The organism is Leifsonia sp. CL147, from assembly GCF_900114565.1.
In the GTDB taxonomy this organism is placed as follows: domain Bacteria; phylum Actinomycetota; class Actinomycetes; order Actinomycetales; family Microbacteriaceae; genus Leifsonia.
Genome location: NZ_FOTM01000001.1, coordinates 104560 through 128433, shown reverse-complemented (window position 1 = coordinate 128433; position 23874 = coordinate 104560). Strand labels below are relative to the sequence as shown.

Sequence of the window (23874 nt, the reverse complement as noted above, 5' to 3'; positions counted from 1 at the left end):
CGGTCCCTCTAGGATCGCGGCATGACCAGTATCGAGGCACGCGGCAGCGAACTCCGGCGGCTCCATACGGCTCCCGAACTCCTCCAGGTCGTGAACGTGTGGGATGCCGTCAGCGCGCGTGTGATCGCCGAGCTCCCGGAGACCCGGGCACTGGCCACGGCCAGCCACTCCATCGCGGCGACGTTCGGCTACGAGGACGGCGAGAAGATCCCGCGCGACCTGATGCTCGACATGGTGGGCCGGATCGTCGCGGCGACGGAGCTGCCGGTCAGCGCGGATCTCGAACGCGGCTACGGCGACGCCGGGGAGACGATCCGGCGTGCGATCGGTGTCGGCGCGGTCGGGGCGAACCTCGAAGACGCGATGGCACCGTTCGACGAGGCCGTCACCGCAGTGCGCGCGGCGGTGCGAGCGGCGGATGCCGAGGGGGTTCCGTTCGCCCTGAACGCCCGCACCGACGTCTTCCTCCGCTCCGCTCCCCCGGTCGGAGGCGCGAGCTCAGCCGAGGAGACGACCGTCGAGCAGAAGATCGAGGAGGCCGTCCGCCGTGGGCGCGCCTTCCTCGCCGAGGGCGCGACCTGCGTCTTCGTCCCGGGGAAGCTCGACGAGCACACGATCGAACGGCTGGTGGACGGCCTCGGCGAGCGCATGCTCAGCGTGATCGCGGTTCCCGGATCGGTCCCTCCCGCGCGACTTCAGGAGCTGGGAGTCGCGCGCGTCTCCTACGGACCGTGGACGCAGCGCGTCGCCCTGACGGCGCTGCGCCATGCGGCCCAGAACCTCTCTGCGGGCGACGTACTGCCCGACGGCACGCTCCTTCTGAACTGAGCAGGAGGGCGAGCACACGGGTGCGAGCACGCGGGCGGCACGGGGGCGAGCACACGGGCGAACCGGCGACGCGGGCGGCCGTGGCCCCCGGCGTAGGGTGAGGCCATGGGCGACTTCCGGGCGATCGTGATCGAGCAGCAGGTCGACGGCGGGAGGATCACGGCCCACACCGCGGAGGTCCGGCGCGTGACGGACGCGTTCCTCATGCCGGGCGAGGTGACGATCGCGGTCGAGTTCTCCGACCTCAACTACAAGGACGGCCTCGCCATCGCGGGGCGTCCCGGCGTCGCGCGCACGTCTCCGCTGATCCCCGGGATCGACATCGTCGGCACGGTCGAACAGTCGGAGGACCCGCGCTGGCGGCCGGGCGACCGCGTCGTGCTGAACGGCGACGGGATCGGTGAGACGCACCACGGCGGGCTCGCCGAGAGGGCCCGCGTGCGGGGCGACGCGCTGGTGCGCATCCCCGACTCGATCACATCCGAGCAGGCGGCGGCCATCGGCACGGCGGGGTTCACCGCGATGCTGTCCGTCCTCGCTCTGGAGCGCAACGGCGTGGACCCGCACGAGGTCGCCGCGAGCGGCAGCCGCGTGCTCGTCACCGGCGCCGCCGGCGGTGTCGGGTCGGTGGCGATCGCCCTGCTCGGGAAACTGGGGTACCCGGTCACCGCATCCACAGGTCGCGCAGATGAACTGCGCGACTACCTGACCGACCTCGGTGCGACCGAGGTGATCGACCGGTCGGAGTTCGAGGTGCCCGGCCGGCCGCTGCAGTCCCAGCGCTGGGCGGGCGCCGTGGATGCGGTCGGCAGCCAGACCCTCGCCACGGTACTGGCGCAGACCCGGTACGGCGGCACGGTCGCCGCCTGCGGGCTGGCGCAGGGCCCGGACCTCCCCGCGACGGTGCTGCCGTTCATCCTGCGGGCGGTGACGCTCGCCGGGATCAACTCCGTGGAAGCGCCCGCTGCGCTGCGGGAGACGGCGTGGCGCCGCCTGGCCACGGATCTCGACGAGGAGGCACTCGCGGCGATGACGCGGTTCGTGCCCCTGGCGGAGGCGATTCCGGCCGCGGACGAGATCCTCGCGGGCCGGCTGCGGGGACGCACGGTGGTCGACGTCCGCCGCTGAGTCGAGCGATCGATATGCTGACGCCATGATCGTCCTCGCCACGGTGCTGGTCACCCTCGCCGCCGCCCTCCACGTAGCCATCTTCTTCATGGAGAGCGTGGCGTGGACGCGTCCCGCGGTCTGGCAGCGGTTCGGCGTCGCCAGCCAGGAGGCGGCGGACACCACGCGGCCGATGGCGTACAACCAGGGGTTCTACAACCTGTTCCTCGCCATCGGGGCGGTCGTCGGCCTCATCCTCTACGGTGTGGGGCAGCACGCGTCGGGGCTCGCGCTCATCATCTTCGCGGCGGGAAGCATGGTCGGCGCGGCGGTCGTTCTGGTCACCACGGGCCGCGGGTACGTGCGACCCGCGATCATCCAGGGGCTGCTGCCGCTGGCCGGACTGGTGCTGCTGCTCATCGCGCTCGCAACCGGGCAGCACTAGAACGAGCAGCGCAAGACACTGGCGCCGGAGGCTCGCGCGAGCAGCGCAAGACGCTAACGCGGGCGGCGCCGGACCCCGTCAGCGAAGCCCCTCCGTCAGCGGAGCTCTGGCGCCACCGTCTCCGGACGCAGCCCCCGGCCGATCAGGCGCGAGGCGAGCAGCTGCGTCAGCGGGGTCGCCGCGGCGATCGCCACGCGGGCCGGGCCGGGCATCGGCTCCGGCAGCAGCCGCACGCCCTCGGGTCGCGAGATGAACCGGTGCGCGGCGAGCTGGATGCGCTGCATCCCGGCGACCGCGGGCATCCGTCGCCGCTGGATGCCGTCCAGCAACCGCAGCTCGACGCCGGGCTCCGCCTCCTGGCCGCCAGCGCCCGCATCCCCCGCCCCCGCATCCTCAGCCCCCGCGTCCTCGACCCCCACCGGACCGAGCTCTCGCAGCGTCTCGGTGAGGGCGTTCGCGGTCGCCACCGCATCCTGGATCGCGTAGTTCACCCCGACGCCGAAGGCCGGCGACATGGCGTGCGCCGCATCCCCGATCGCCAGGAACCCGCGGCGATACCAGCGCGGCAGCCGGTCGATCTGCACGCTCAGCAGCTTGACCTGATCCCAGTCGGTGATCGTCTCGAGCACCGCTCGCAGATGCGGCGCCGCACCGGCCACCGCCGTGCGGAAGGCCGGGAGGCCCGCTTCGCGCAGCTCATCGAAGCCGCCCTTGCGGATGATGAAGCCGAGCTGCACGTAGTCCTCGCGCTCGATGCTGACGACCATGCCGCCGCTTCCGACGTAGGCGAGCGTGTGCGCCGGCAGGTCCTCGGGCTTCGGGATGCGGAACCACAGCACGTCGATCGGCACGCCGAACCGCCGGGGACGCAGCCCCGCCTGGTCGCGGAGCACCGACGCGCGGCCGTCCGCCGACACCGTCAGGCGCCCGCGGACCTCCAGCGCACCCTCCGGCCCCTGTGCCCGCACGCCGCGCACGGCGCCGCCCTCCCAGATCAGCTCGGTCGCCTCCGTTCGCATCAGCAGCCGGAAGTTCGGATACCGCGCCGCGTCCTCGGTGAGGAAGGTCAGGAAGTCCCACTGGGGCGCCAGCACGAGGAAGTCGTCCGGCGCCGGGAGCCGGCTGAAATCGATGGGATGCAGCCGGTTGCCGTTCACGACGACGTCGAGGCTCGTGACGCTGGTGTGCGGAAGCCCGAGGAAACGCTCCCGGAGTCCCAGCTGGCCGAGCACGGAGATCGTGGACGGATGAATGGTGTCCCCCCGAAAATCCCGGAAGAAGTCGGCGTGCTTCTCGAGCACGACGACGTCGACGCCGTTGCGCGCCAGGATCAGGCCCAGCATCATCCCGGCCGGGCCGCCGCCGACGATGACGCACGTGGTGTTCAGCGTCTCCATGGCTGGAAGCGTATCCTCCCGGCATGGCGATCATCGGCAGCGTCCTCATCGCCGCGGCGGCGCTGGTGCAGCTCAGCTTCTTCGCGATGCAGAGCGTGCTCTGGCCGGCGCCCGGAGTGTGGAGGCGCTTCGGGGTGGCCTCGCAGTCGCAGGCGGACGCGGTCCGCCCGATGGCGTACACCCAGGGGTTCTACAATCTGTTCCTCGCGGGCGGGTCGGTGGTCGGACTGCTGCTCTACTGGACGACGCTGCGCCAGGTCGGCTTCGGGCTCATCTTCTTCTGCGGCGTCTGCATGATCCTGGCGTCGCTGGTGCTGCTGACGATCAGCCGTCGCTTCTGGGCCACCGCCGTGCTGCAGGGCGCGCTGCCGCTGGTCGGCCTCATCCTGTTCGTGATCGGCGAGAACGAGTAGCGCGACTACTCGATGACTTCGCCGTCGGCGGCGAGCTCGCTCCCGTCCACGCGCAGCGCCTCCACCAGGCGTGCGGCGTGCGGGGTCGAGACGATGATGCGCGAGTACTCCTCGCCGTCGAGGTCGATCACGACGGCGGCTCGCTGCTTGCCTTTGATCAGGAGGAAGTCCTTGCCGCCGTGGAACTTCCACGTGCCGATCGACAGCGTCAGCGGCACGGCGGCTCCGGGCGCGCGGATGCCGCGGATCCAGATCCACGGATCCTCCGTGATGGCCACCGAGCGGATGCTGTCGCGCGGCACCACCAGGTCCTCACGCTTCATGGCCAGCACCTTCTCGGCCCGCGTGAGGTGGATCTCCAGGCGGTCGGGGTGAACGTGCAGGTCGGACATGGCTCTATCCTGCCAACTGCACCTCTCCGGATGGGCGCAGGAACCTCACAAAGCGATTACTTTCACAAAAGGCGAGCGACCGATCCCGGGCATGTATCCTTCTCGTCGTGGCAACGCAGCGACGAACTCCGGGTTCGCAGACTTCACTTCGTGAAGCCAATCGAGCCCGCATCGTCGACGCCATCAAGAAGCACGGCGGCCTCACCCAGGTCGAGCTGGCGGGCGCGACCGGCCTCTCCCCCGCCACCGTCTCGAACATCGTCAAGGAGCTCTCGACGTCCGGGCTCCTGCACACGACGCAGAGCATCCGCTCCGGCCGCCGGGCGCAGCACGTCACCCTCGCGCACGCGCTCGGACTGGTCGTCGGGGTGCACTTCTCGACGCGGCATCTGCGCGTCGCGCTCGCCGATGTCGCCCACACGGTCGTGGCCGAGAACCACATGCCGCTGGCGCGGGACCATCGCGCCGACAACGAGCTGGACAAGGTCGCACTGCTGCTGAACGACATGCTGGAGTCGGTGGATGCGTCCCGCGACGACCTCCTCGCGGTCGGCATCGCCGTGCCCGCCCCGATCGACCGCGCCACCGGCACGACCGCCCGCAGCGGCATCATGCGCGGCTGGGACGGCGTGGTGATCGCGGAGTCGATGGAACGGCGGATCAAGCGGCCGGTGTTCGTGGACAACGCCGCCAATCTCTCCGCGCTGAGCGAGTCCCGCTTCGGCGCCGGCCGGGGCAGACGCAACACGGTCACCCTGGAGATCGGCGACGGGATCGGCGCGGGGCTGCTGCTGAACGGCCAGGTCTTCCGCGGGAACCGGGGCATCGCCGGCGAGTTCGGCCACACGACGATCCGCGAGAACGGGCCGCTCTGCCGGTGCGGCAACCGCGGCTGCCTGGAGGCGATCGCCGGCGGTCCGGCGATCCTCGAGGAACTGCGCGACCACCTCGGCACGCTCAAGCTCGGCGACCTCGTCCTGCAGGCGATGGCAGGGGATGCGCGCTGCATCCGGGCCATCGCGGACGCGGGCCGGCACATCGGCGTCGCGACGGCCAACCTGTGCAACCTGATCGACCCGGAGCGCGTCATCGTCGGCGGAGAACTGGCCCGCGCGGGCGAGCTCCTGCTCGGTCCGATGCGGCACGCGGTGGAGCGCTCGATCATCGTCAACCCCGACCTGATGCCCGACATCGTCCAGGGCCAGCTCGGGATGCGCGCCGCCGCGCTCGGCGCCGTGGCCTACGCCGTCGACTGCGTCTCGCTCGACTCGAACAGCCTCTCGTACTGACGCTCGCCCTGCGTCGAGGACGGCCGTGTCCCCCGAAGACGTCCCCAACCGTTATCGAATCCGTTGGCTTCAAGTCTTGACGCCAAATCCACCGACTGGCACACTCAACGAAGCCGCCAACGAAGGCGGTTCCGAATCGGAGGTTTTTCAATGAAGATCGCCACCAAGAGAGCGGTCATCGCGTCCGCTGCGATCCTGCTCACAGCCGTCACCCTCACAGCGTGTTCCAACGGTTCCGGAAACAGTTCGGGAGGGAGCACGTCAGGCGCCTCGACCGCCCAGATCGGTCTCCTGCTGCCCGACTCGGTCACCGCTCGGTACGAGGCGGCGGACAAGCCCTTCTTCGAGGCCAAGGTCGCGGAGCTCTGCTCCGGCTGCAAGGTCCTCTACGCGAACGCCGACGGCGACGCCAGCAAGCAGCAGCAGCAGGCGGAGTCGATGCTGACCCAGGGCGTCAAGGTGCTCGTCCTCGACCCGTTCGACGGGGAGGCGGCCGCTTCGATCGTCGGAGAGGCCAAGGCGAAGAACGTGCCGGTCATCTCCTACGACCGGCTGATCAACAGCCCGGACAGCAACTACTACATCTCGTTCGACAACGAGAAGGTGGGCCAGCTGCAGGCGCAGGCCCTCGTCGACAAGCTCAAGAAGGACGGCGTGGCCTCCGGCAGCGGCATCCTCATGGTCAACGGCTCGCCGACGGACAACAACGCCACCCTGTTCAAGAAGGGCGCGCACAGCGTCATCGACTCCAGCGGCTTCAAGGTGCTGGCCGAGTTCGACACACCAGGATGGGACCCGGCGAAGGCCCAGGACTGGGTGTCCGGTCAGGTCTCGCAGTTCAAGGACCAGATCAAGGGCGTCTACGCGGCCAACGACGGGACCGGCGGCGGTGCGATCGCGGCCATGAAGGCGGCCAACCTCAACCCGCTCCCCCCGGTGACGGGTCAGGACGCTGAGCTGGCGGGCATCCAGCGCATCCTCTCCGGCGACCAGTACATGACGGTCTACAAGGCGATCAAGCCGGAGGCCGAGAAGGCCGCCGAGCTCGCCATCGACCTCACCAAGGGCAACAAGCCGAAGGGCGACACCACGGTCAAGACGGCCGGCGGCGCCGAGATCCAGTCCTTCCTGCTCACCCCGGTCGCCGTCACGGCGGACAACATCGAGAGCACGGTCGTCAAGGACGAGTTCTACGGCTCCGACTCCGCCGCGAAGATCTGCACGGCCGCATACAAGGCGGCCTGCGACAAGTACGGCGTCAAGTAACCCCTGACGGACTCCCGGCCCGGACTGCGCCCTCCTACCCGAAAGGGGAGCGCAAGCCGGGCCGGGAGGTTCCGTTTCACCCGTTCCGCTCTACCCTGAGAACAGGAAACATGCTGCGCACAGCTCGAAGGAGAACGCCGTGACCATGGAATCCGCCATCGTGGACGGAGAGCGGTCGACCCGCCAGCCCGTCCTCTCCCTCCGGGGGATATCGAAAGGCTTCGGCGCCGTCCAAGCGCTCACCGACATCCACCTCGAGGTCTACCCGGGCGAGGTCGTCGCCCTCGTCGGCGACAACGGGGCCGGGAAGTCGACCCTCGTCAAGATCCTCGCGGGCGTCCACCCGCAGGACTCGGGGACGATCGAGTTCGACGGCCAGGTCGTCGGCATCCCGACGCCGTCCGCCTCGCGGCAGCTCGGCATCGCGACCGTCTTCCAGGACCTCGCGCTCTGCGACAACCTCGACGTCGTCTCCAACCTCTTCCTCGGCCGCGAGATCAGCCGGGGCACGCTCGACGAGGAGGAGATGGAGAAGCGGTCGTGGAGCCTGCTCCGCCAGCTCTCGGCGCGCATCCCCTCGGTCCGCATCGCCGTCGCGTCGCTCTCCGGCGGGCAGCGGCAGACCGTCGCCATCGCGCGATCCCTCATCGGCGACCCCCGCGTCGTCATCCTCGACGAGCCCACGGCGGCGCTGGGCGTCGCTCAGACCGCCGAGGTGCTCAACCTGATCGAGCGCCTCCGCGAGCGCGGGCTCGGCGTGATCCTGATCAGCCACAACATGGCCGACGTGCAGGCGGTCGCCGACCGGGTCGCCGTGCTGCGGCTCGGGCGCAACAACGGCGACTTCCGCGTCCCGGAGGTCAGCTACGAGGACATCATCTCGGCCATCACCGGAGCCACGGACAACGTCGTCGTCCGACGTGCCGAGCGGCTCATGGAGGCCGAAGAATCCACCGAACGGAGCCCGGAAGCATGAGCAAGGCAGCCCAATCCACTGCCCCGGAGAGCCCGGCCGAGCTTGCGGCCGACCTCCAGGACGAGCGCCTGATCCGCACGGAAGGCCTCGGCGGCGCTGCACGCGCCTTCGGGCGCCGCGTGCGCGGAGGCGACCTCGGGTCGCTGCCGGTCGTCATCGGCCTCGTCGTGATCTGGGTCGTGTTCCAGATCCTCAACCCGAACTTCCTCAGCGCGAACAACCTGGTCAACCTGACCCTGCAGTGCGCCGCGATCGGGACCATCTCGATCGGCATCGTCCTCGTGCTGCTGCTCGGGCAGATCGACCTGTCGGTCGGCTCGGTGAGCGGTGTGGCGGCGGCCGTCCTGGGCGTCGGCTTCACCCAGCTGCACTGGCCGCTCTGGCTGACGGTGATCGTCGCGATCCTGGCCGGCTCGGCGATCGGCCTGCTGTACGGGTTCCTGTTCACGCGGTTCGGCGTCCCGAGCTTCGTGATCACGCTGGCCGGTCTGCTCGGCTTCCTCGGACTCCAGCTGTGGATCCTCGGGCCGAACAGCTCGATCAACATCCCGTACGACTCGTGGATCGTGAAGTTCGCGCAGCAGACGTTCCTCCCGCCGTGGGCGGCCTACGCGCTCGCGGTCATCGCGGCCGGCGGGATGTTCCTCTCCGACTGGCGGCGGAACGTCCGCCGCCGGAAGGCCGGGCTGTCCGAGGGCTCGGTGGCCGTGGTGGCGCTCCGGGCCGGGCTGCTGCTCGTCGGACTCTGCATCAGCGTCTGGTACCTGTCCACGGACCGCGGCACCGGGGCCATGTTCCTGTTGTTCGTGATCCTCGTCGTCGTGATGAACTTCTTCCTCACCCGCACCCGCTGGGGCCGGTCGGTCTTCGCGGTGGGCGGTTCGGTGGAGGCGGCACGACGCGCCGGCATCAAGGTGAACCGGGTGTTCATCAGCGTCTTCGTCCTCACCTCCACCTTCGCGGCGGTCGGCGGGCTGCTGGCCGCGGCGCGACTCGCGTCGGTCAGCGCGTCGTCGGGCGGAACGGACACCAACCTCAATGCGATCGCGGCCGCCGTCATCGGCGGTACCAGCCTCTTCGGCGGACGCGGATCGGCCTGGTCGGCGCTGCTCGGCATCCTCGTCATCCAGTCGATCTCGAACGGCCTGACGCTCATGAACCTGGACTCGTCCTACCGGTTCATGATCACCGGAGCCGTGCTGCTGCTGGCGGTGATCATCGACTCGCTGTCGCGGCGCTCGCGAGCGTCGCACGGCCAGGCCTAGGGACGCCGTCCCCGCTGTGTCGTGACAGGCGGGCGTGGGAAAGTGGTGGGATGACCCGGACCACCACCTTCCGCGCCCGCCTCCTGCGCTCCGGGGTGGAGCCGCAGACGGTGACCGTGCGGTCGGCCTCCGACGCACCGCCGCGGACGCTGCGGCGCGCAGCGGGGGGCGGAGGGTCGCTGAACTTCGACGTCTACGCGCTGCTGGACGCGGACGGGTGGCCGGCTTCCGCGACGTACACGTACGTCGAGTCCCTGTCGCGCGAGCCGGCGTCGCCGGACGCCTGACGCCGCCTCCGCCCCCGTCGCGCGGTCGCGCGGTCGCGCGGTCGCGCCTCCGCCCCGGTCCGATCGCCGAGGTGCTCGTTGTTGCAGGGCGCGACGGCGTGTCGCGTGCACCTACGAGCACCTCGGCGTTCCTACTGCGGGATGGACGGGGTGGACGGGGTGGCAGCGGCCGCGGCCCGGGCGGCAGCGGGGAGGGCGCCGAGGTGCTCGTTGTTGCAGGGCGCGACGGCGTGTCGCGTGCACCTACGAGCACCTCGGCGTTCCTACTGCGGGGTGCCGGGGATGGACGGGGTGGCAGCGGCCGCGGCCCGGTCGCCTGCGCCCCGGGCGCCGAGGTGCTCGTTGTTGCAGGGCGCGACGGCGTGTCGCGTGCGCCTACGAGCACCTCGGCGCTCCTACTGCGGGGTGTGCGGGATGGACGGGGTGGCAGCGGCCGCCGCGCGGGCGGCGGCGGGGAGGGCGTCGAGGATGCGGGAGACGGCGGCCTCGTTGTGGGCCGCGGTGACGAACCAGGCCTCGAAGACGCTCGGCGGCAGCGAGACGCCGGCGTCGAGCATCGCGTGGAAGAAGGCGCGGTAGCGGAACGCCTCCTGGCGTTGCACCTCGGCGTAGGTGCGCGGCGGGCGGGCGAACTCCCCGAAGACGAAGCTGAAGAGGTTGCCCGCGTGCTGGACGCGGTGGGCCACTCCCGCGGCCGAGAGCGCATCGGACACCGCGGCCGAGACCGTCTCGGCGACCGCGTCGAGGCGGTCGTACACGGCCTCATTCGCGTTGGCGAGGGTGGCGAGACCGGCGGCGACCGCGACGGGGTTCCCGGAGAGGGTTCCCGCCTGGTACACGGGACCGGCCGGCGCGAGGAAGTCCATCAGGTCCGCGCGTCCGCCGAGGGCCGCGAGCGGCATCCCTCCGCCGATGACCTTGCCGAACGTGACCAGGTCGGGCGTGTAGCCGCGATCGAGACCCCAGAAACCGGCCTCGCCGACGCGGAAGCCGGTGAGCACCTCGTCGAGGATGAGCAGCGCGCCGAACTCGTGCGCCAGGTCGGCGAGGGCCGCGTTGAAGCCCTCGTCGGGCGGCACGACGCCCATGTTCGCGGCGGCGGCCTCCGTGATGACGGCGGCGATGTCCGGGCCCTGCGCCTCGAACACCGCCCGCACCGCATCCAGGTCGTTGTACGGCAGCACGATGGTCTGCGCGGCGGTCGCCTCGGTCACGCCCGCGGATCCGGGCAGGGCGAGGGTCGCGAGGCCCGAGCCGGCCTGGGCGAGGAGGCTGTCCGAGTGGCCGTGATAGTGACCGGCGAACTTGAGGAGCAGCGGGCGTCCGGTGAACCCGCGGGCAAGACGGATCGCGCTCATGGTCGCCTCCGTGCCGGTCGAGACGAGCCGCAGCTTCTCGACGAACGGCACGCGCGCGATCACGGTCTCGGCGAGTTCGGTCTCCGCCGGGGTGGAGGCGCCGAAGGACAGGCCGCGCGCGGCCGCCTGCTGCACCGCCTCCACGACGGCGGGATGGGCGTGGCCGAGGATGGCCGGACCCCACGACGCGACCAGGTCGACGTACTCGCGGCCCTCCGCGTCGGTGACGTACGGCCCGCGGGCCGACACCAGGAACCGCGGCGTGCCGCCGACCGACCCGAACGCCCGGACCGGAGAGTTCACGCCGCCCGGGATGACGCGCTGGGCGCGCTCGAACTCCTGCTCGTTGCTGTCGCTCATCGCAGCCACCCCGCCACCTCGGTCGCCCAGTAGGTCAGGATCGCGTCGGCGCCGGCTCGGCGCGCCCCCAGGAGGGTCTCCTCGATGATGCGCTCGCGGTCGATCCAGCCGTTCGCCGCCGCCGCCTCCACCATCGCGTATTCGCCGGACACCTGGTAGGCCCAGACGGGCACGTCGCTGATCGCGGCGACGTCGCTGAGCACATCGAGGTAGCTGAGCGCCGGCTTCACCATGAGGATGTCGGCCCCCTCCTCGAGGTCGAGTCGCGCCTCACGCAGGCCCTCGCGGCGGTTCGCCGGGTCCTGCTGGTAGGCCCGGCGGTCGCCGGAGAGCTGCGAGTCGACGGCCTCGCGGAACGGCCCGTAGAACCCGGAGGCGTACTTGGCGGCATAGGCGAGGATCACCACGTCGGTGCGGCCCGCGTCGTCGAGCGCCTCGCGCACGGCGGCGACCTGGCCGTCCATCATCCCGCTGAGCCCGAGGAGCTGCGAGCCGGCCTCCGCCTGGGCGACGGCCATGTCGCGGTAGCGGAGCAGGGTGGCGTCGTTGTCGACGTGACCGCGCGCATCCAGGACACCGCAATGCCCGTGGTCGGTGAACTCGTCCAGGCACAGGTCCGTCTGGACCACGATGGCGTCCCCCACCTCGCCGGCGAGGACACGGGTCGCGACGTTGAGGATGCCGTCCGGGTCGGTTGCGCCGGACCCCACCGCATCCCGGGTCTCCGGCACGCCGAAGAGCATGAGGCCGCCGACTCCGCCCTCGGCGGCCTCGTTCGCCGCGCGCTTCAACGAGTCGAGGCTGTGCTGCACCACGCCGGGCATCGACCCGATCGGGACGGGCTCGCTCGCGCCCTCACGCACGAACAGCGGGAGGATCAGCTCAGCCGGATGGAGGCGGGTCTCGGCGGTCAGCCGGCGCATCGCCGGCGACTGCCGCAGCCGTCGGGGGCGGATGACGGGGTGCAGTTCGCTCACTCGTACGAGCCTACGCCCGCGGCGCTGACGGTTTCCCAGACGACGGGTCCGGAATCCTTCGAGCGTCGTCGCCGCCGGAGGCCGGAGGTCGGGAGGCCGGGAGGCCGGAGGTCAGGAGGCCGGAGGTCAGGAGGCCGGAGGTCAGGAGGCCGGAGGTCAGGAGCTCTCGGTGGCGTCGTCGGCTTCGGGGTCGGTGCGGGGGTGCGGATGGACGGCTCCCGACAGCGCGACGCGCACGACGGCGTCGATGAGGGATGCGGCGGTGCGCTCGGCGGCGACCACATCCACCCGGAGTCCGAAGCTGCGGGCGTCGCGCGCGGTCTGCGGGCCGATCGCGGCGATGAGGGTCGACTCGGGAACGGGGCCGAGCTGCTGCTGCACCTGCTCCGCGACCGAGCCGCTCGTCACCAGGATGGCCTGCACCAGCCCGTCGCGGACATCCCGCACGACGTTCTCGGGCACGGCCACTCCGACGGTGCGATAGGCGACCACCGACTCGACGTGATGCCCGATGCGCCGCAGGCCTTCGGTCAGCAGCGGCTTCGCGATCTCGGACCGCAGCGTCAGGATGCGGAGCGGCAACGCGCCCTGCGTGGCCGCCTCCCACTCGGCGAGCAGGCCGCGCGCGGAGTTGTCCTCGGACGGCACCAGGTCGACGTGGTAGCCGGCGGCCGCGAGCGCGGCGGCGGTCGTCTCGCCGACAGCGGCGACCCGCGTCGTCGGGGGCACGACGGCCCGCTGGGCGCTGAGCACATCCACCGTCGTCGCACTGGTGACGGTCATCCAGTCGAAGTCGCCGTTCGCGAGCCGGGCGAGGGCGGCCTCGAGGGCCGGCGCATCGGCCGTCGGCGCGAAGTTGATCATGGCGGCGACGATCGGAGAGGCGCCCTTCGCCCGCAGGTCGGCGGCGACGGAGTCGCCCCACGGGCCGCCGCGCGGCACGAGCACCCGCCAGCCGGCGAGCGGCTTCGGGATCGGCGCGGTGTTGGTCATCGAGTGCTCCCGAGCGGCGCGAGGCCCGCCGCGCCCGCGTCGAGCAGTTCGGCGACCACGCGGGCGCCGACGTCGTGCGCGGCCTCTTCGAGGTGCGCGGCACTGAGGGAGTCGGGGGTCGCCGCATGGGAGGCGGTGAGCTGTTCGCTGCCGTCCGGCCGGTACACCGTGGCGGTGAGGAAGAGCAGGCCGTCATCGACGATGGCGGTGGCGCCGATCGGGGCGGCGCATCCCGCCTCGAGCCCCGCGAGCACGTCGCGCTCGGCGATGACGGAGGCGTGCGTGGTGACGTGGCCGACGGCGGAGAGCGCCCGCGCGACCAGCCCTCGGCCCTTCTCCTCGCCGGCGCGGACCTCCAGCGCGAGAGCACCCTGGCCGGGTGCGGTCGGCATGGTCGACAGCGGGAAGAAGTCCGTGACCGCGTCCAGCCGCCCCAGACGGCTGAGCCCGGCGGCGGCGAGCACCACCGCATCCAAGTCGCCGGCGGCCACCCTGCCGAGGCGGGTGTCCACGTTGCCGCGCAGGTCCACGATGTCGAGGTCCGGGCGCTGCGCCTTCAGCTGAGCGACGCGCCGGGGTGAGCCGGTGCCGACGCGCGCGCCCTCCGGGAGGGTCTCGAGCGTCAGACCGTCCCGAGCGCACAGCGCGTCGCGGGCATCGGCACGCTTCGGGATGGCGCCGATCACGAGTCCGGGCGCCGGTGCGGTCGGGAGGTCTTTGAGGGAGTGCACCACGAGATCGACCTCGCCGGCGGTCAGCGCCTCACGCAGCGCCGTCGCGAACACCCCGGTCCCGCCGAGCTGCGAGAGCGACTCGCGCGACGTGTCCCCGTGCGTGGTCACCGTGACGAGTTCGACCTCCGATCCGGTCGCGCGAGCGATCGACTCGGCGACCGTGGTCGTCTGGGCGACGGCCAGAGCGCTGCCCCGCGTTCCGATGCGCACCACTCCGTCGCGGCGCTCGGCGGCGCCCTCGACCCTCGTCACGGAGCCGGTCACGGAGCGAGCCCCGCCACTGCCGGCTTGAAGCCGAGGCGGACGTTCTCGCAGCAGCCGGGCCGGCACACGTCGTACCAGGGGCCGAGCGAGGTGAGGGCGGGACGCTGCGCGACCGCCACGCCGTCCCGGCGCTCCAGGACGAGGTCGACGAGTCCCCGGACGTAGCTCGCGTGCGTCCCGGGCGTCGGGACGCGGACCGCTACCAGGCCGTTCTTGTCGCTGGTCTCCAGCGCCTCGTTGTCGAGGTCCCAGAGCACCTCCATGTGGTCGCTCACGAAACCGAGCGGCACGATGACCACGGCCTTGACGCCCAGGGCGGGCAGCTCGGCGATGCGGTCATTGATGTCGGGCTCCAGCCACGGCATCGACGGCGGCCCGGAACGGGACTGGTAGACCAGATCCCAGGCGACCGTCCCGCCGGTCGCGGCGTGCGAGACGACCTCCGCGACCGCGAGGTGCTGGGCGGCGTAGGCGCCGCCCTCGCCGAAGCCGCGGTCGGCCGGCCCGGACTTGGCGGCGTCGGTCGAGGGGATCGAGTGCGTCGAGTAAAGGATGCGGACCTCGGTCGCGGGGTCGATGCCGGGCAGCCGGTGCTGCAGTTCGTCGATCGCCGCACGCACGCCCTCGATGAACGGTTCGACGAATCCCGGGTGGTCGAAGAACTGACGGATCTTGTCGATCTGGATGCGCCCGGCCAGCCCGGTGGCTTCGAGCGCGCCCGCGAAGTCCTCGCGATACTGGCGGCAGCTGGAGTACGAAGAGTACGCGCTCGTCGCGATCGCGATGAGTCTCGTGAAGCCGCGCTCGTCGGCCTCGCGGAGCGCCTCGGCGAGGTACGGGTCCCAGTTGCGGTTGCCCCAGAGCACCGGCAGGTCGATCCCGCGCTCGGCGAGCTCCGCCTCCAGCGCCGCCTTGAGCTCGCGGTTCTGGTCGTTGATCGGACTGACGCCCCCGAAGTGGCGATAGTGGTGCGCCACCTCCTCCAGCCGCTCGTCCGGGATGCCGCGCCCGCGCGTGACGTTGCGGAGGAAGGGGATGACGTCGTCCTGACCCTCGGGTCCGCCGAAGCCGGCGAGGAGGATCGCGTCGTAGGCGACCGGCTCCGTCACGTGCTCCGGACCGTCGGCCGCGGCAGCGGTCGCGGCGAGCACTCGCCCGCCCGGCGTTGCCGTGCCGGCGGCCTCCACGTGTTCACCCGTGCGGGCGTCCGTCACTGCAGAACCTCCACCAGTTCAGCGGGCTGGATGCGGCGGCCGGTGAAGAACGGCACCTCTTCGCGGACGTGGCGGCGCGCCTCGGTGTACCGCAGCTCGCGCATCATGTCGACGAGGTCGGTCAGCTGGTCCGCCTCCATCGGCAGGAGCCACTCGTAGTCGCCCAGCGCGAAGGCTGCGACGGTGTTCGCGAGCACCGACCGGAACGCTGCGCCCTTGCGGCCGTGATCGGCGAGCATCGTCGAGCGCTCCTCGTCCGGAAGCAGGTACCACTCGTAGCTGCGGACGAACGGGTAGACGCAGAGCCAGTCCTTCGGTGCCACGCCTCGGAGGAAGGCGGGCACGTGCGCCTTGTTGAACTCCGCGTCCCGGTGCACGCCCATCGCGTTCCACGTCGGGAGGAGCGCCTTCAGCAGACGTGTGCGGCGCAGCTGGCGCAGGCCCCACTGCAGGGTGTCCGCCTCGGGGCCGTGCAGCCAGAGCATCAGATCGGCGTCGGCGCGCAGGCCCGAGACGTCGTAGAGCCCTCGAACGGTCACATTCTGGAGTTCGATGTCGGCGATCACGCCCTCCAGCTCCTCGACGGCTGTCGGCACATCGGTGCCGTCCAGGTCGTCCGGGCGGGCGGGATCGCGGCGCAGCACGGCCCACACCGTGAAGCCGGACGGGTTGTCGCTGGGGGTTTCTGGGCTGGTCGACTCTGCCGGAACGGCAGCCGGGGTACTCATACCCACAGTCTCTCTCGCAAACCTGAGAAGGCCAAAAACGGGCGCCGGCTCACCGGCGGACGAGCCGGACGACGCCCCACACGGCACCGGCCACCGCGGCCACCGCACCGGCCGCGATCCCGGCGAGGGCGACGGGGTTCTCGGCCCGCAGCCGCTGGACGCGCTCGGCGGCGCGCTTGGGCACGTTGAGCTTGTACTCGATCGCGTCCATGGTGGCGGCGAGCTCGGCGCGCGCCCGGTCGACGTCGCTGCGGTCAGTTGTCATACTTCCCCAGTCCCTTCAGCGCGTCGGCGTCCTCGCGGACGCTCTCGATGGTCTGCGACGGCGCCACCCCGTTCATCTTCTTGAACGAGCGGATGCCGAACAGCGCGAGGACGACCGCGATCACGACAAGGCCGCCGAAGACGATCAGGGCGGCGGCCCAGGCCGGCAGAGCGACGGCGATCCCGAGGATGGCAGCGGCGATGAGCACCCCCAGCGCGAAGAACAGCAGGAGCGCGGCGACCACGAGGAGCCCTATGCCGACCCCGGCATATCTCGCCTTCTCGGCGAACTCGGCCTTCAGGTGGTTCAGCTCGGCCTTGAGCAGGTCGACGATCAGGCGGGGCAGGTCGGAGACCAGCTGGACCAGGGATCGGCTGCGGGCGCCCTGGGCGCGAGCACGGGCCCGGGCCTCCTGAACCGGATCCGCGCCCGCCGCGCGTGGCGCACCCGGCGTACCGGCAGCGCCCGCGGCGGTCCGTTCACGGTCGGTCATCCGTGTCTCCCCTCGTCGCTTCCGTACAGTACCCCCGTCAGGACGACGTGGGGCTGCTGTCGTCCGCCGCACGGATGGCCGCTTCGGCCGCGGGCGACGGATAGGGCGCGCGGGCCTCGCGGCGCCGGGCGTTCGCCTGGACCACGAGCCTCTTGATGGTGACGTACACCGTCTCGGGGAACTCGCCCACCTTCTCGGCCACGAAGTCCTCCACGGCATGCACCTGCTTCTGCACCCCGGGCGACTCCCACACCTTGCCGGCGGCGGCCTTCAGCTGCTCGTACCGCTTGCGGCCGGCGCGCGCGCCGAGCACGTAGCCCACCGCTGCCCCGGTGACGAAGAGGAGTTTGCCGCGCATTCCGTCTCCCTGTCTCAGTTGTCCGTGTGGTGAAGAGCCTCGGTGAGGCCTTTCCAGCGCAGACCTCGCGCGCGCTCTGCTGCCCGGCGCGCATCCGGGATGACGGAGGCGAGGCCTGTTCCGGTCAGCCAGGACCCGGTGACCTCGAGACCCTCGACACCGTCGACCTCGGTGCGGACCCGCTGGATGCGTTCCCGCTGCCCCACTGTCGCATATGGGAGGGCGTTCGTCCAGGGGGTCCGGGCGAATGCGGTCACGGCGGATTCCGCGATCGGAATATTCAGCAGACGGGAGGCGTCCTCGATCGCCTGGGCTCTGAGTTCCGCGTCCCCCAGGGCCAGGGTCTCGGCCGGGCGACCGGCGCGCCCGTAGGAGAGGCGGACGACGTGGCGACCGGCTCCCGCCGCCTCCGCGACCCACGCCCACTTGGCGCTGGAGTGCGTCATCGCCTTGGCCCGGACATCGTTCCCCGGGACGTCGGCCACGAGCACGCCGGTCCCCACGGGAGCGGTCGCGAGCCGGTCGTCCGCGACGACGAGGGTCACCAGCTCGACGCTGGAGGCCGCCGGCCAGTCGAGGTCGCCCAGCGCGGCGAGGTCCGGATCGAGGGAGGCGAGCAGCGCGAGGGAGGCGTCGGCCGGCGTTGCGAGCACAACGGCATCGGCCGGGAGCTCGTCTCCGTCCTCCAGGCGGACGAGCCAGCGCGCCGGGCGCGCGTCCTCCGCGACCTCCCCGACCTCCGCGATCTCCTCGTCCTCCGACGCCGGGGCGACCTCCATCGGGTCCACCGCGTCGCCGAGCGCGTCCGTGAGCACGCCCTGCACGAGCGCCCGCGCCGTCTCCGCCGCCGTCGGCGCTGTCCACCGCTCGAGTGCGGCGACTGCAGCGTCCGTCCGGACGACTCCGCCGCGGGTCGCGACGTCTGCGGCGAGCGCCTGCGGCAACCGCCACATCCCGCCGCGGATCCCTCCGACAGCGCTGCCCGCCTTCGAGGCCGACCGCAGCTCGGCGACGGCGCCGGACAGCGAGCCCAACCGCGTCAGCGCGGCGTTCAGCCCGGGCGCGACGACGTCCACATCCAGCTCGTCCGGGGCGGCCGAGTAGACGCCGGTCGCGACGGGCGCGACGAGGAGGTCGAGGACCTTCTGCCCCATCCGCTTGCGCACGAGGGTGCCGAGCCGCCGCTCCTGCCCGATCTTCAGGACCGGGATGAGCCGGTCGAGGTACGCGCGGAAAGCGCCGGACCACCCGATCGCGTCCGCCACATCCTTCGCGAGCGGCGAGCTGGGGATGCCGAGCAGTCCCGCCTTCGGAAGGGGCACCGATCGGGACCCGTGGCGCACCCAGGCGCCGGACGGGTTCGGCTGGACCACGTCGTCGTCGAGGTCGAGGTCGCGCAGCAGCTCGGCGACGTGACCGCCGCGGGTGGCGAAGCTCTCCGCGCCCGCATCGAGGGTCATCCCGCCGAGGTCCAGAGGGGCGACACTGCCGCCCACGCGGTCGCCGGCCTCGAGAAGCGTCACCTCGAAGCCCGGACGCGCGCATTCGCGGGCGACGACCAGGCCGGCCACACCGCCGCCGATGACGACGACGCGGGTCGGCGGCGCCTCGATGGCCTGGCGGATCTCGTCGCCGAGGTCCTCGCCGGACCCGGGGTCGCCGCCGGCCATCCGCTCACCGCTCATTCGGGTCGCCACCCGTGCACCAGCTCGACCACCCGGGTGAGGACGGTCGGATCGGTCTCGGGAGGGACGCCGTGCCCGAGGTTCAGGACATGGGCGGGCGCTTCGCGCCCTCGGTCCAGCACGTCGAGGACATGCGCCTCCAGCACCGGCCACGGCGCATCGAGCATCGCCGGATCGACGTTGCCCTGCAGCGGGACCACGTGACCGAGCCGGCGGCTCGCCTCGTCGAGCGGGATGCGGTAGTCGACGCCCACCGCGTCCGCGCCCACCTCGTGCATCGCCTTCAGCAGTTCGCCGGTGCCGACACCGAAGTGGACGATCGGGACATTGCGCAGCACGGCGTCGATCGGCGGCTCGAACCCGTCCACCGTCGGGGCCTGCGGGATCTCGTAGGCGAGATCACGCACGTGCGACAGCGCCCGCGCGGACGCCGGTGCGACGAGCGCGGCGTAGTCGTGCAGCGAGAGGGCGCCCGCCCACGAGTCGAACAGCTGGGCGGCGCTCGCGCCGGCGAGCACCTGCGCGCGCAGGAAAGCGCCCGAGAGATCGGCCGTCCACGCCATCAGACGCGACCACGCGGCGGGATCGGCGTGCATCAGGGTGCGGGCGCGGATGTGATCCTTCGAGGGACCGCCCTCGACCAGGTAGGCGGCGAGGGTGAACGGTGCGCCGGCGAAGCCGATCAGCGGCGTGGCTCCCAGCTCCGCCACCGTGAGACGCACGGCCTCCTGGATGGGCGCGAAGACCTCCGCGCCGAAGGACGCGGGATCGACGGCGGTCAGCCGGTCGACGTCGGCTGCGGTGCGCACCGCCTCGGCGAACACGGGACCCTTGCCCGGAACGATCTCGACATCCACGCCGGCCAGCTTGAGCGGCACGACGATGTCGCTGAAGAAGATGCCCGCATCCACGCCGTGCCGGCGGACCGGCTGCAGGGTGATCTCGCTGGCGGTGGCCGGGTCGAGGCAGGCGTCCAGCATCCGCGTGCCGACGCGGAGCTCGCGGTACTCCGGGAGCGACCGGCCCGCCTGCCGCATGAACCACACGGGCGTGACCACCTGCCGCTCGCCCTGATAGGCCCGCACGAGCGGGCTGGACGCGGTGCGGCCGGAAGCGAGCGGATGGTCGGCTGAGAGGGTGGTCACACCTCGATTCTGCCAGTGCGCGGCGGAGCCGGAGCCCGGGGCTGAATGGAAGCTGAGCCGACGATTCGAGGTTGCCCCGGCGCGAGCGTAGGCTTTGCCCGTGCTTCTGTGCTTCTCGTCGAGCCACCGGACGGCGGACTTCGACCTCCTGGAACGGCTCGAGCGTCACGCTCCGGCCGTGACCGCCGCACTCGCGGAGCACACCGGCGCCGTGACCGGGTCGGTCGTCCTCGCCACCTGCAACCGTTTCGAGGCCTACCTCGATATCGACGGCTCGCATCCTGCAGGTCAGGCGGCGTCGGCACAGGCGGTGCTGGATGCGGTGAGCGCGGCATCCGGGATCGACGCCGAGACCCTGCGCGAGTCCAGTGCGGTCTACAGCGACCACGCGGTCGCCGAGCACCTCTTCGCGGTGACGAGCGGGCTGGAGTCCGTGGTCGTCGGCGAGGGCGAGATCGCTGGCCAGGTCCGCCGGGCGCTCGACATCGCCCGGAGCGCCGGATCGGTCACCGGCGAGCTCGAACGGCTGTTCCAGGTCGCCTCCCGCACCTCCCGCGGTGTGAAGAACCGTACAGAGATCATGTCCGCCGGCCGGTCGCTGGTCCGGCTGGCCCTCGACCTCGCCGAGAGCCGGGTCAGCGACTGGGCGCAGACGCGCGTCCTGCTCGTCGGCACGGGCAAGTACGCCGGCGCGAGCCTCGCCGCGCTGCGCGATCGCGGCGCACACGATGTGCGGGTCTACTCCCCCTCCGGCCGCGCGGGCGCCTTCGCGCTGTCGCATGACATCGGGGCCGTGTCCTCCGACGAGCTCCTCGACGTGCTCGCCGAGAGCGACCTCGTGGTGACCTGCTCCGCCGTCACCGACTACGTCCTCACCGAGCCGCTGCTCGCCGACGCGCTCCGCCGGCCGGGCGCCGCCGAGCGCCGGCTGGTCGTCGACCTCGGCCTCCCCCGCAACGTCGACCCCGCGGTCGCCGAGCTCGCGGGTGTCGAGCTGCTCGACCTCGAGACCATCAGCATCCACGCGCCCCTGAAGGAGTTGCAGGGCAGCGTGGACGACGCACGCAGCATCGTGGATGCGGCGGCCGCCGAGTACCGCGCGCAGACCGCGGAGCAGGCGGTGACGCCGGCGCTCGTCGCCCTGCGCACGCACGTCTTCGGCATCCTCGACGCCGAGATCGAGCGGGCGCGGAACCGCGGGGACTCGAGCGAGCAGACCGAGGCGGCCCTCCGCCACCTCGCCGGAGTGCTGCTGCACACCCCGTCCGTGCGTGCACGGGAGCTGGCCCGCGCGGGCGACGCGCCGTCGTTCGTCGAGGCGGTCGCCGCGCTCTTCGGAGTGGAGGTGGAGGCGGCAGAGCATCCTGCACCGCTCACCGCCGTGGACGACGAGCCGGCCGCATCCTGACCGCTGATGCCGACCCGCGTCCCGACCCCGCATCCTGACCCGGCCAACTCGAAGGAGCGACTGTGAGCGACGAAGCCACCACGACCGCGACGACCACCACCACGACGGCCGTCGCGCCGCACGGCGCGACCGGCCTCCCGTACGCCGCCGAGCTGCTGCGCACGGAGCGCTTGGTGCTGCGCCCCCTCAACACCGGCGACCTCGAGGATGTGCACGCCTACCAGAAGCTGAAGGACGTCGTCCGCTACCTCTACTGGGAGGTGCACGACCACGACGAGTCGGCGGAGCACCTGCGCAAACGCATCGCGATGAATCGCCTCGCCGAGAACGGTGACGGCATCGTCTTCGCCGTCGAGCTGGCGGACGCCGAGGGCGGCGCGGGCCGCGTGATCGGCGACATCAGCCTGTTCCTCAAGAACGCGGCGTGGGGCAAGTTCGAGATGGGATGGGTCTTCCACCCCGCCGTGCACGGCCGCGGCTACGCCACGGAGGCCGCGCAGCGCATCCTGGAGCTGTGCTTCGACACGCTCGGCGCCCACCGGGTCTTCGCGCAGCTGGACGCGCGCAACGACGCCTCCGCTCGCCTGTGCGAACGCATCGGGATGCGCCAGGAGGCTCTGCTGCGCGAAACCGAGATCTTCAAGGGCGAATGGTCGGACACCGCGGTCTACGCCATCCTCGAGCAGGACTTCCGCCCGGCCGCGGATTGACCGCGCGGGCGCGGAATCGGCGCCGGGCGCTTCCTCAGTAGGATGGACGGGTCCCCACCCCACCCGTACCGCACAGGGAGCACCATGGCCGCACCCACCAGGCTGGATTCCGTCATCACGCTGGCGCAGCACCGCGGATTCGTCTTCCCCTCCGGCGAGATCTACGGCGGAACCCGATCGGCGTGGGACTACGGCCCCCTCGGTGTGGAGCTGAAGGAGAACATCAAGCGCGAGTGGTGGAACGCCTTCGTGCGCGGCCGCGGCGACATGGTCGGGCTCGACTCGGCCATCATCCTGCCGACTCCGGTGTGGGAGGCCTCCGGTCACGTCCAGGTGTTCAGCGACCCGCTCACCGAGTCGCTGGTCACGCACAAGCGGTACCGCGCCGACCACCTGTTCGAGGCGTACGAGGCCCAGCACGGGCATCCGCCGGTCAACGGACTCGACGACATCGCGGACCCGGACCACCCCGACAAGGTCGGCCAGTGGACGCCGATCCGCCAGTTCTCGGGCCTGATGAAGACCTTCCTCGGCGTCGTCGACGACGAGTCCGGCCTGCACTACATGCGGCCGGAGACGGCGCAGGGCATCTTCACCGATTTCGCCGCCGTGCTGCAGACCTCGCGGAAGAAGCCGCCCTTCGGCATCGGCCAGATCGGCAAGGCCTTCCGGAACGAGATCACGCCGGGCAACTTCATCTTCCGCACGCGCGAGTTCGAGCAGATGGAGATCGAGTACTTCGTCGAGCCGGGAACCGACGAGCAGTGGTTCGAGACCTGGATCGACCTGGCCTGGGAGTGGTTCACCGAGCTCGGCATCAAGCCGGAGAACATCCGCCGCTTCGAGCATCCCCAGGAAGCACTGGCCCACTATTCCAAGCGCACGATCGACATCGAGTACCGCTTCGATTTCGTCGGCAGCGAGTGGGGCGAGCTGATGGGTGTCGCGAACCGCACCGACTTCGACCTGAAGACCCACATCGAGCACTCCGGCAAAGACCTGAGCTACTTCGACCAGAACAAGAACGAGCGCTACGTCCCGTTCGTGATCGAGCCGTCCTTCGGCCTGACCCGCGCGCTCATGGCGTTCCTGGTCGACGCCTACGACGAGGAGCAGGTCCCGAACGCGAAGGGCGGCACCGACAAGCGCACGGTCCTGCGCCTGGATCCGCGCCTCGCGCCGGTCAAGGTCGCCGTGCTCCCCCTGTCGCGCAACGAAGCCCTCTCGCCGCTCGCCCGCGGGCTCGCCGACCGGCTCCGCGAGCGCCGCAACGTCGACTTCGACGACTCGGGCGCGATCGGGCGCCGGTACCGCAGGCAGGACGAGATCGGCACGCCGCTCGCGGTGACGGTCGACTTCGACTCGCTCGAGGACGACGCGGTCACCGTGCGCGACCGGGACTCGATGCAGCAGGAGCGCATCCCGCTCGAGGGTCTCGACCGCTACCTCGCCGAGCGCCTCCGCGAGATCTGACCGGGGCGGTCGGAGAAGGCCCGGGACGGACTCCACCGTGACAG

25 protein-coding genes are annotated in these 23874 nt (G+C 71.4%); 12 read left to right on the top strand and 13 right to left on the bottom strand.

Features of this window, described 5'->3' with window-relative positions; translation table 11 throughout:
• Positions 1 to 21 precede the first annotated feature (21 nt).
• The 3 genes from BM287_RS00700 (at position 22) to BM287_RS00690 (ending at position 2380) form a co-directional block, all read left to right on the top strand.
• Positions 22 to 828, top strand: a complete 807-nt coding sequence (locus tag BM287_RS00700) for an isocitrate lyase/PEP mutase family protein (RefSeq protein ID WP_090035373.1) — start codon at positions 22 to 24, stop codon at positions 826 to 828.
• 105 nt (positions 829 to 933) lie between these two features.
• A complete protein-coding gene (locus BM287_RS00695; protein WP_090035375.1) occupies positions 934 to 1956 on the top strand; it encodes an MDR family oxidoreductase in 1023 nt (340 codons plus the stop codon).
• A 25-nt stretch (positions 1957 to 1981) separates the two neighbouring features.
• Positions 1982 to 2380, top strand: a complete 399-nt coding sequence (locus tag BM287_RS00690; protein WP_090035376.1) for a DUF1304 domain-containing protein — start codon at positions 1982 to 1984, stop codon at positions 2378 to 2380.
• Between the two features lie 95 nt (positions 2381 to 2475).
• Here BM287_RS00690 and BM287_RS00685 read toward each other — a convergent pair whose 3' ends face one another.
• Positions 2476 to 3777: an FAD-dependent oxidoreductase gene (locus BM287_RS00685; protein WP_090035378.1), complete on the bottom strand. Its 1302-nt coding sequence runs from the start codon at positions 3775 to 3777 to the stop codon at positions 2476 to 2478.
• Positions 3778 to 3800: 23 nt separating this feature from the next.
• On the opposite strand from BM287_RS00685, the gene BM287_RS00680 reads away from it, so the two are divergent.
• Complete coding sequence (locus tag BM287_RS00680) at positions 3801 to 4190, top strand: DUF1304 domain-containing protein (RefSeq protein ID WP_090035379.1); 390 nt, start codon at positions 3801 to 3803, stop codon at positions 4188 to 4190.
• A 5-nt stretch (positions 4191 to 4195) separates the two neighbouring features.
• Here the strand turns inward: BM287_RS00680 and BM287_RS00675 are convergent, their stop codons facing one another.
• The gene (locus tag BM287_RS00675) at positions 4196 to 4582 is read right to left on the bottom strand and encodes a hypothetical protein (RefSeq protein ID WP_090035381.1); all 387 of its coding nucleotides are present in this window, start codon (positions 4580 to 4582) and stop codon (positions 4196 to 4198) included.
• A 107-nt stretch (positions 4583 to 4689) separates the two neighbouring features.
• Between BM287_RS00675 and BM287_RS00670 the strand changes: the two genes are divergently transcribed.
• The 5 genes from BM287_RS00670 to BM287_RS00650 all read left to right on the top strand — a co-directional run bounded on the left by BM287_RS00670 (position 4690) and on the right by BM287_RS00650 (position 9665).
• Positions 4690 to 5871: an ROK family transcriptional regulator gene (locus BM287_RS00670; RefSeq protein WP_090035383.1), complete on the top strand. Its 1182-nt coding sequence runs from the start codon at positions 4690 to 4692 to the stop codon at positions 5869 to 5871.
• A 150-nt stretch (positions 5872 to 6021) separates the two neighbouring features.
• Entirely contained in the window at positions 6022 to 7137 is a 1116-nt protein-coding gene (locus tag BM287_RS00665; protein ID WP_090035385.1) for a sugar ABC transporter substrate-binding protein, read from the top strand.
• Between the two features lie 145 nt (positions 7138 to 7282).
• Positions 7283 to 8113: an ATP-binding cassette domain-containing protein gene (locus BM287_RS00660; protein WP_090035610.1), complete on the top strand. Its 831-nt coding sequence runs from the start codon at positions 7283 to 7285 to the stop codon at positions 8111 to 8113.
• The gene (locus tag BM287_RS00655; RefSeq protein WP_090035387.1) at positions 8110 to 9378 is read left to right on the top strand and encodes a sugar ABC transporter permease; all 1269 of its coding nucleotides are present in this window, start codon (positions 8110 to 8112) and stop codon (positions 9376 to 9378) included. The genes BM287_RS00660 and BM287_RS00655 overlap by 4 nt, the downstream gene beginning before the upstream one ends.
• Positions 9379 to 9428: 50 nt before the next feature.
• Positions 9429 to 9665, top strand: a complete 237-nt coding sequence (locus tag BM287_RS00650; RefSeq protein WP_090035388.1) for a hypothetical protein — start codon at positions 9429 to 9431, stop codon at positions 9663 to 9665.
• A 395-nt stretch (positions 9666 to 10060) separates the two neighbouring features.
• Here BM287_RS00650 and hemL read toward each other — a convergent pair whose 3' ends face one another.
• The 11 genes from hemL to hemE form a co-directional block, all read right to left on the bottom strand.
• On the bottom strand, positions 10061 to 11383 hold the full coding sequence (gene hemL / locus BM287_RS00645) for a glutamate-1-semialdehyde 2,1-aminomutase (RefSeq protein ID WP_090107265.1): 1323 nt from the start codon (positions 11381 to 11383) through the stop codon (positions 10061 to 10063).
• Positions 11380 to 12306, bottom strand: coding sequence for a porphobilinogen synthase (hemB, locus tag BM287_RS00640; protein WP_244527828.1), 927 nt, complete (start codon positions 12304 to 12306; stop codon positions 11380 to 11382). The genes hemL and hemB overlap by 4 nt, the downstream gene beginning before the upstream one ends.
• 210 nt (positions 12307 to 12516) lie before the next feature.
• Positions 12517 to 13353, bottom strand: coding sequence for a uroporphyrinogen-III synthase (locus BM287_RS00635; RefSeq protein WP_244527796.1), 837 nt, complete (start codon positions 13351 to 13353; stop codon positions 12517 to 12519).
• Entirely contained in the window at positions 13350 to 14351 is a 1002-nt protein-coding gene (gene hemC / locus BM287_RS00630) for a hydroxymethylbilane synthase (protein ID WP_090035390.1), read from the bottom strand. The genes BM287_RS00635 and hemC overlap by 4 nt, the downstream gene beginning before the upstream one ends.
• A complete protein-coding gene (locus tag BM287_RS00625; RefSeq protein WP_170857395.1) occupies positions 14348 to 15502 on the bottom strand; it encodes a ferrochelatase in 1155 nt (384 codons plus the stop codon). Before BM287_RS00625 ends, hemC begins: the two co-directional genes overlap by 4 nt.
• 59 nt (positions 15503 to 15561) lie before the next feature.
• Entirely contained in the window at positions 15562 to 16293 is a 732-nt protein-coding gene (gene hemQ / locus BM287_RS00620) for a hydrogen peroxide-dependent heme synthase (protein ID WP_090035392.1), read from the bottom strand.
• 49 nt (positions 16294 to 16342) lie between these two features.
• Positions 16343 to 16558: a DUF3618 domain-containing protein gene (locus tag BM287_RS00615; protein WP_090035393.1), complete on the bottom strand. Its 216-nt coding sequence runs from the start codon at positions 16556 to 16558 to the stop codon at positions 16343 to 16345.
• Positions 16548 to 17051 carry a phage holin family protein gene (locus tag BM287_RS00610; protein WP_090035395.1) on the bottom strand — a complete coding sequence of 168 codons (504 nt, stop codon included), beginning with the start codon at positions 17049 to 17051 and terminating at the stop codon, positions 16548 to 16550. Before BM287_RS00610 ends, BM287_RS00615 begins: the two co-directional genes overlap by 11 nt.
• 37 nt (positions 17052 to 17088) lie before the next feature.
• The gene (locus tag BM287_RS00605; protein WP_090035397.1) at positions 17089 to 17409 is read right to left on the bottom strand and encodes a hypothetical protein; all 321 of its coding nucleotides are present in this window, start codon (positions 17407 to 17409) and stop codon (positions 17089 to 17091) included.
• A gap of 14 nt (positions 17410 to 17423) precedes the next feature.
• Complete coding sequence (gene hemG, locus BM287_RS00600) at positions 17424 to 19094, bottom strand: protoporphyrinogen oxidase (protein WP_244527795.1); 1671 nt, start codon at positions 19092 to 19094, stop codon at positions 17424 to 17426.
• On the bottom strand, positions 19091 to 20239 hold the full coding sequence (gene hemE, locus BM287_RS00595; protein ID WP_090035400.1) for a uroporphyrinogen decarboxylase: 1149 nt from the start codon (positions 20237 to 20239) through the stop codon (positions 19091 to 19093). The genes hemG and hemE overlap by 4 nt, the downstream gene beginning before the upstream one ends.
• A gap of 100 nt (positions 20240 to 20339) precedes the next feature.
• On the opposite strand from hemE, the gene BM287_RS00590 reads away from it, so the two are divergent.
• From BM287_RS00590 to BM287_RS00580, 3 genes are all read left to right on the top strand, one after another.
• Positions 20340 to 21647: a glutamyl-tRNA reductase gene (locus BM287_RS00590; protein ID WP_090035402.1), complete on the top strand. Its 1308-nt coding sequence runs from the start codon at positions 20340 to 20342 to the stop codon at positions 21645 to 21647.
• 62 nt (positions 21648 to 21709) lie between these two features.
• A complete protein-coding gene (locus tag BM287_RS00585) occupies positions 21710 to 22357 on the top strand; it encodes a GNAT family N-acetyltransferase (RefSeq protein WP_090035403.1) in 648 nt (215 codons plus the stop codon).
• A gap of 84 nt (positions 22358 to 22441) precedes the next feature.
• Entirely contained in the window at positions 22442 to 23830 is a 1389-nt protein-coding gene (locus tag BM287_RS00580) for a glycine--tRNA ligase (protein WP_090035405.1), read from the top strand.
• Positions 23831 to 23874: the final 44 nt, after the last annotated feature.

Coding starts and splice junctions, on each gene's coding strand:
- hemG (WP_244527795.1), bottom strand. CDS start 19,094: ATGAGCGGTGAGCGGATGGCCGGCGGCGACCCCGGGTCCGGCGAGGAC.
- BM287_RS00665 (WP_090035385.1), top strand. CDS start 6,022: ATGAAGATCGCCACCAAGAGAGCGGTCATCGCGTCCGCTGCGATCCTG.
- BM287_RS00615 (WP_090035393.1), bottom strand. CDS start 16,558: ATGACAACTGACCGCAGCGACGTCGACCGGGCGCGCGCCGAGCTCGCC.
- BM287_RS00635 (WP_244527796.1), bottom strand. CDS start 13,353: ATGACCAACACCGCGCCGATCCCGAAGCCGCTCGCCGGCTGGCGGGTG.
- BM287_RS00675 (WP_090035381.1), bottom strand. CDS start 4,582: ATGTCCGACCTGCACGTTCACCCCGACCGCCTGGAGATCCACCTCACG.
- BM287_RS00580 (WP_090035405.1), top strand. CDS start 22,442: ATGGCCGCACCCACCAGGCTGGATTCCGTCATCACGCTGGCGCAGCAC.
- BM287_RS00680 (WP_090035379.1), top strand. CDS start 3,801: ATGGCGATCATCGGCAGCGTCCTCATCGCCGCGGCGGCGCTGGTGCAG.
- hemB (WP_244527828.1), bottom strand. CDS start 12,306: ATGCGCCGGCTGACCGCCGAGACCCGCCTCCATCCGGCTGAGCTGATC.
- BM287_RS00650 (WP_090035388.1), top strand. CDS start 9,429: ATGACCCGGACCACCACCTTCCGCGCCCGCCTCCTGCGCTCCGGGGTG.
- BM287_RS00685 (WP_090035378.1), bottom strand. CDS start 3,777: ATGGAGACGCTGAACACCACGTGCGTCATCGTCGGCGGCGGCCCGGCC.
- BM287_RS00690 (WP_090035376.1), top strand. CDS start 1,982: ATGATCGTCCTCGCCACGGTGCTGGTCACCCTCGCCGCCGCCCTCCAC.
- BM287_RS00610 (WP_090035395.1), bottom strand. CDS start 17,051: ATGACCGACCGTGAACGGACCGCCGCGGGCGCTGCCGGTACGCCGGGT.
- hemL (WP_090107265.1), bottom strand. CDS start 11,383: ATGAGCGACAGCAACGAGCAGGAGTTCGAGCGCGCCCAGCGCGTCATC.
- BM287_RS00655 (WP_090035387.1), top strand. CDS start 8,110: ATGAGCAAGGCAGCCCAATCCACTGCCCCGGAGAGCCCGGCCGAGCTT.
- BM287_RS00660 (WP_090035610.1), top strand. CDS start 7,283: ATGGAATCCGCCATCGTGGACGGAGAGCGGTCGACCCGCCAGCCCGTC.
- BM287_RS00700 (WP_090035373.1), top strand. CDS start 22: ATGACCAGTATCGAGGCACGCGGCAGCGAACTCCGGCGGCTCCATACG.
- hemQ (WP_090035392.1), bottom strand. CDS start 16,293: ATGAGTACCCCGGCTGCCGTTCCGGCAGAGTCGACCAGCCCAGAAACC.
- BM287_RS00605 (WP_090035397.1), bottom strand. CDS start 17,409: ATGCGCGGCAAACTCCTCTTCGTCACCGGGGCAGCGGTGGGCTACGTG.
- BM287_RS00695 (WP_090035375.1), top strand. CDS start 934: ATGGGCGACTTCCGGGCGATCGTGATCGAGCAGCAGGTCGACGGCGGG.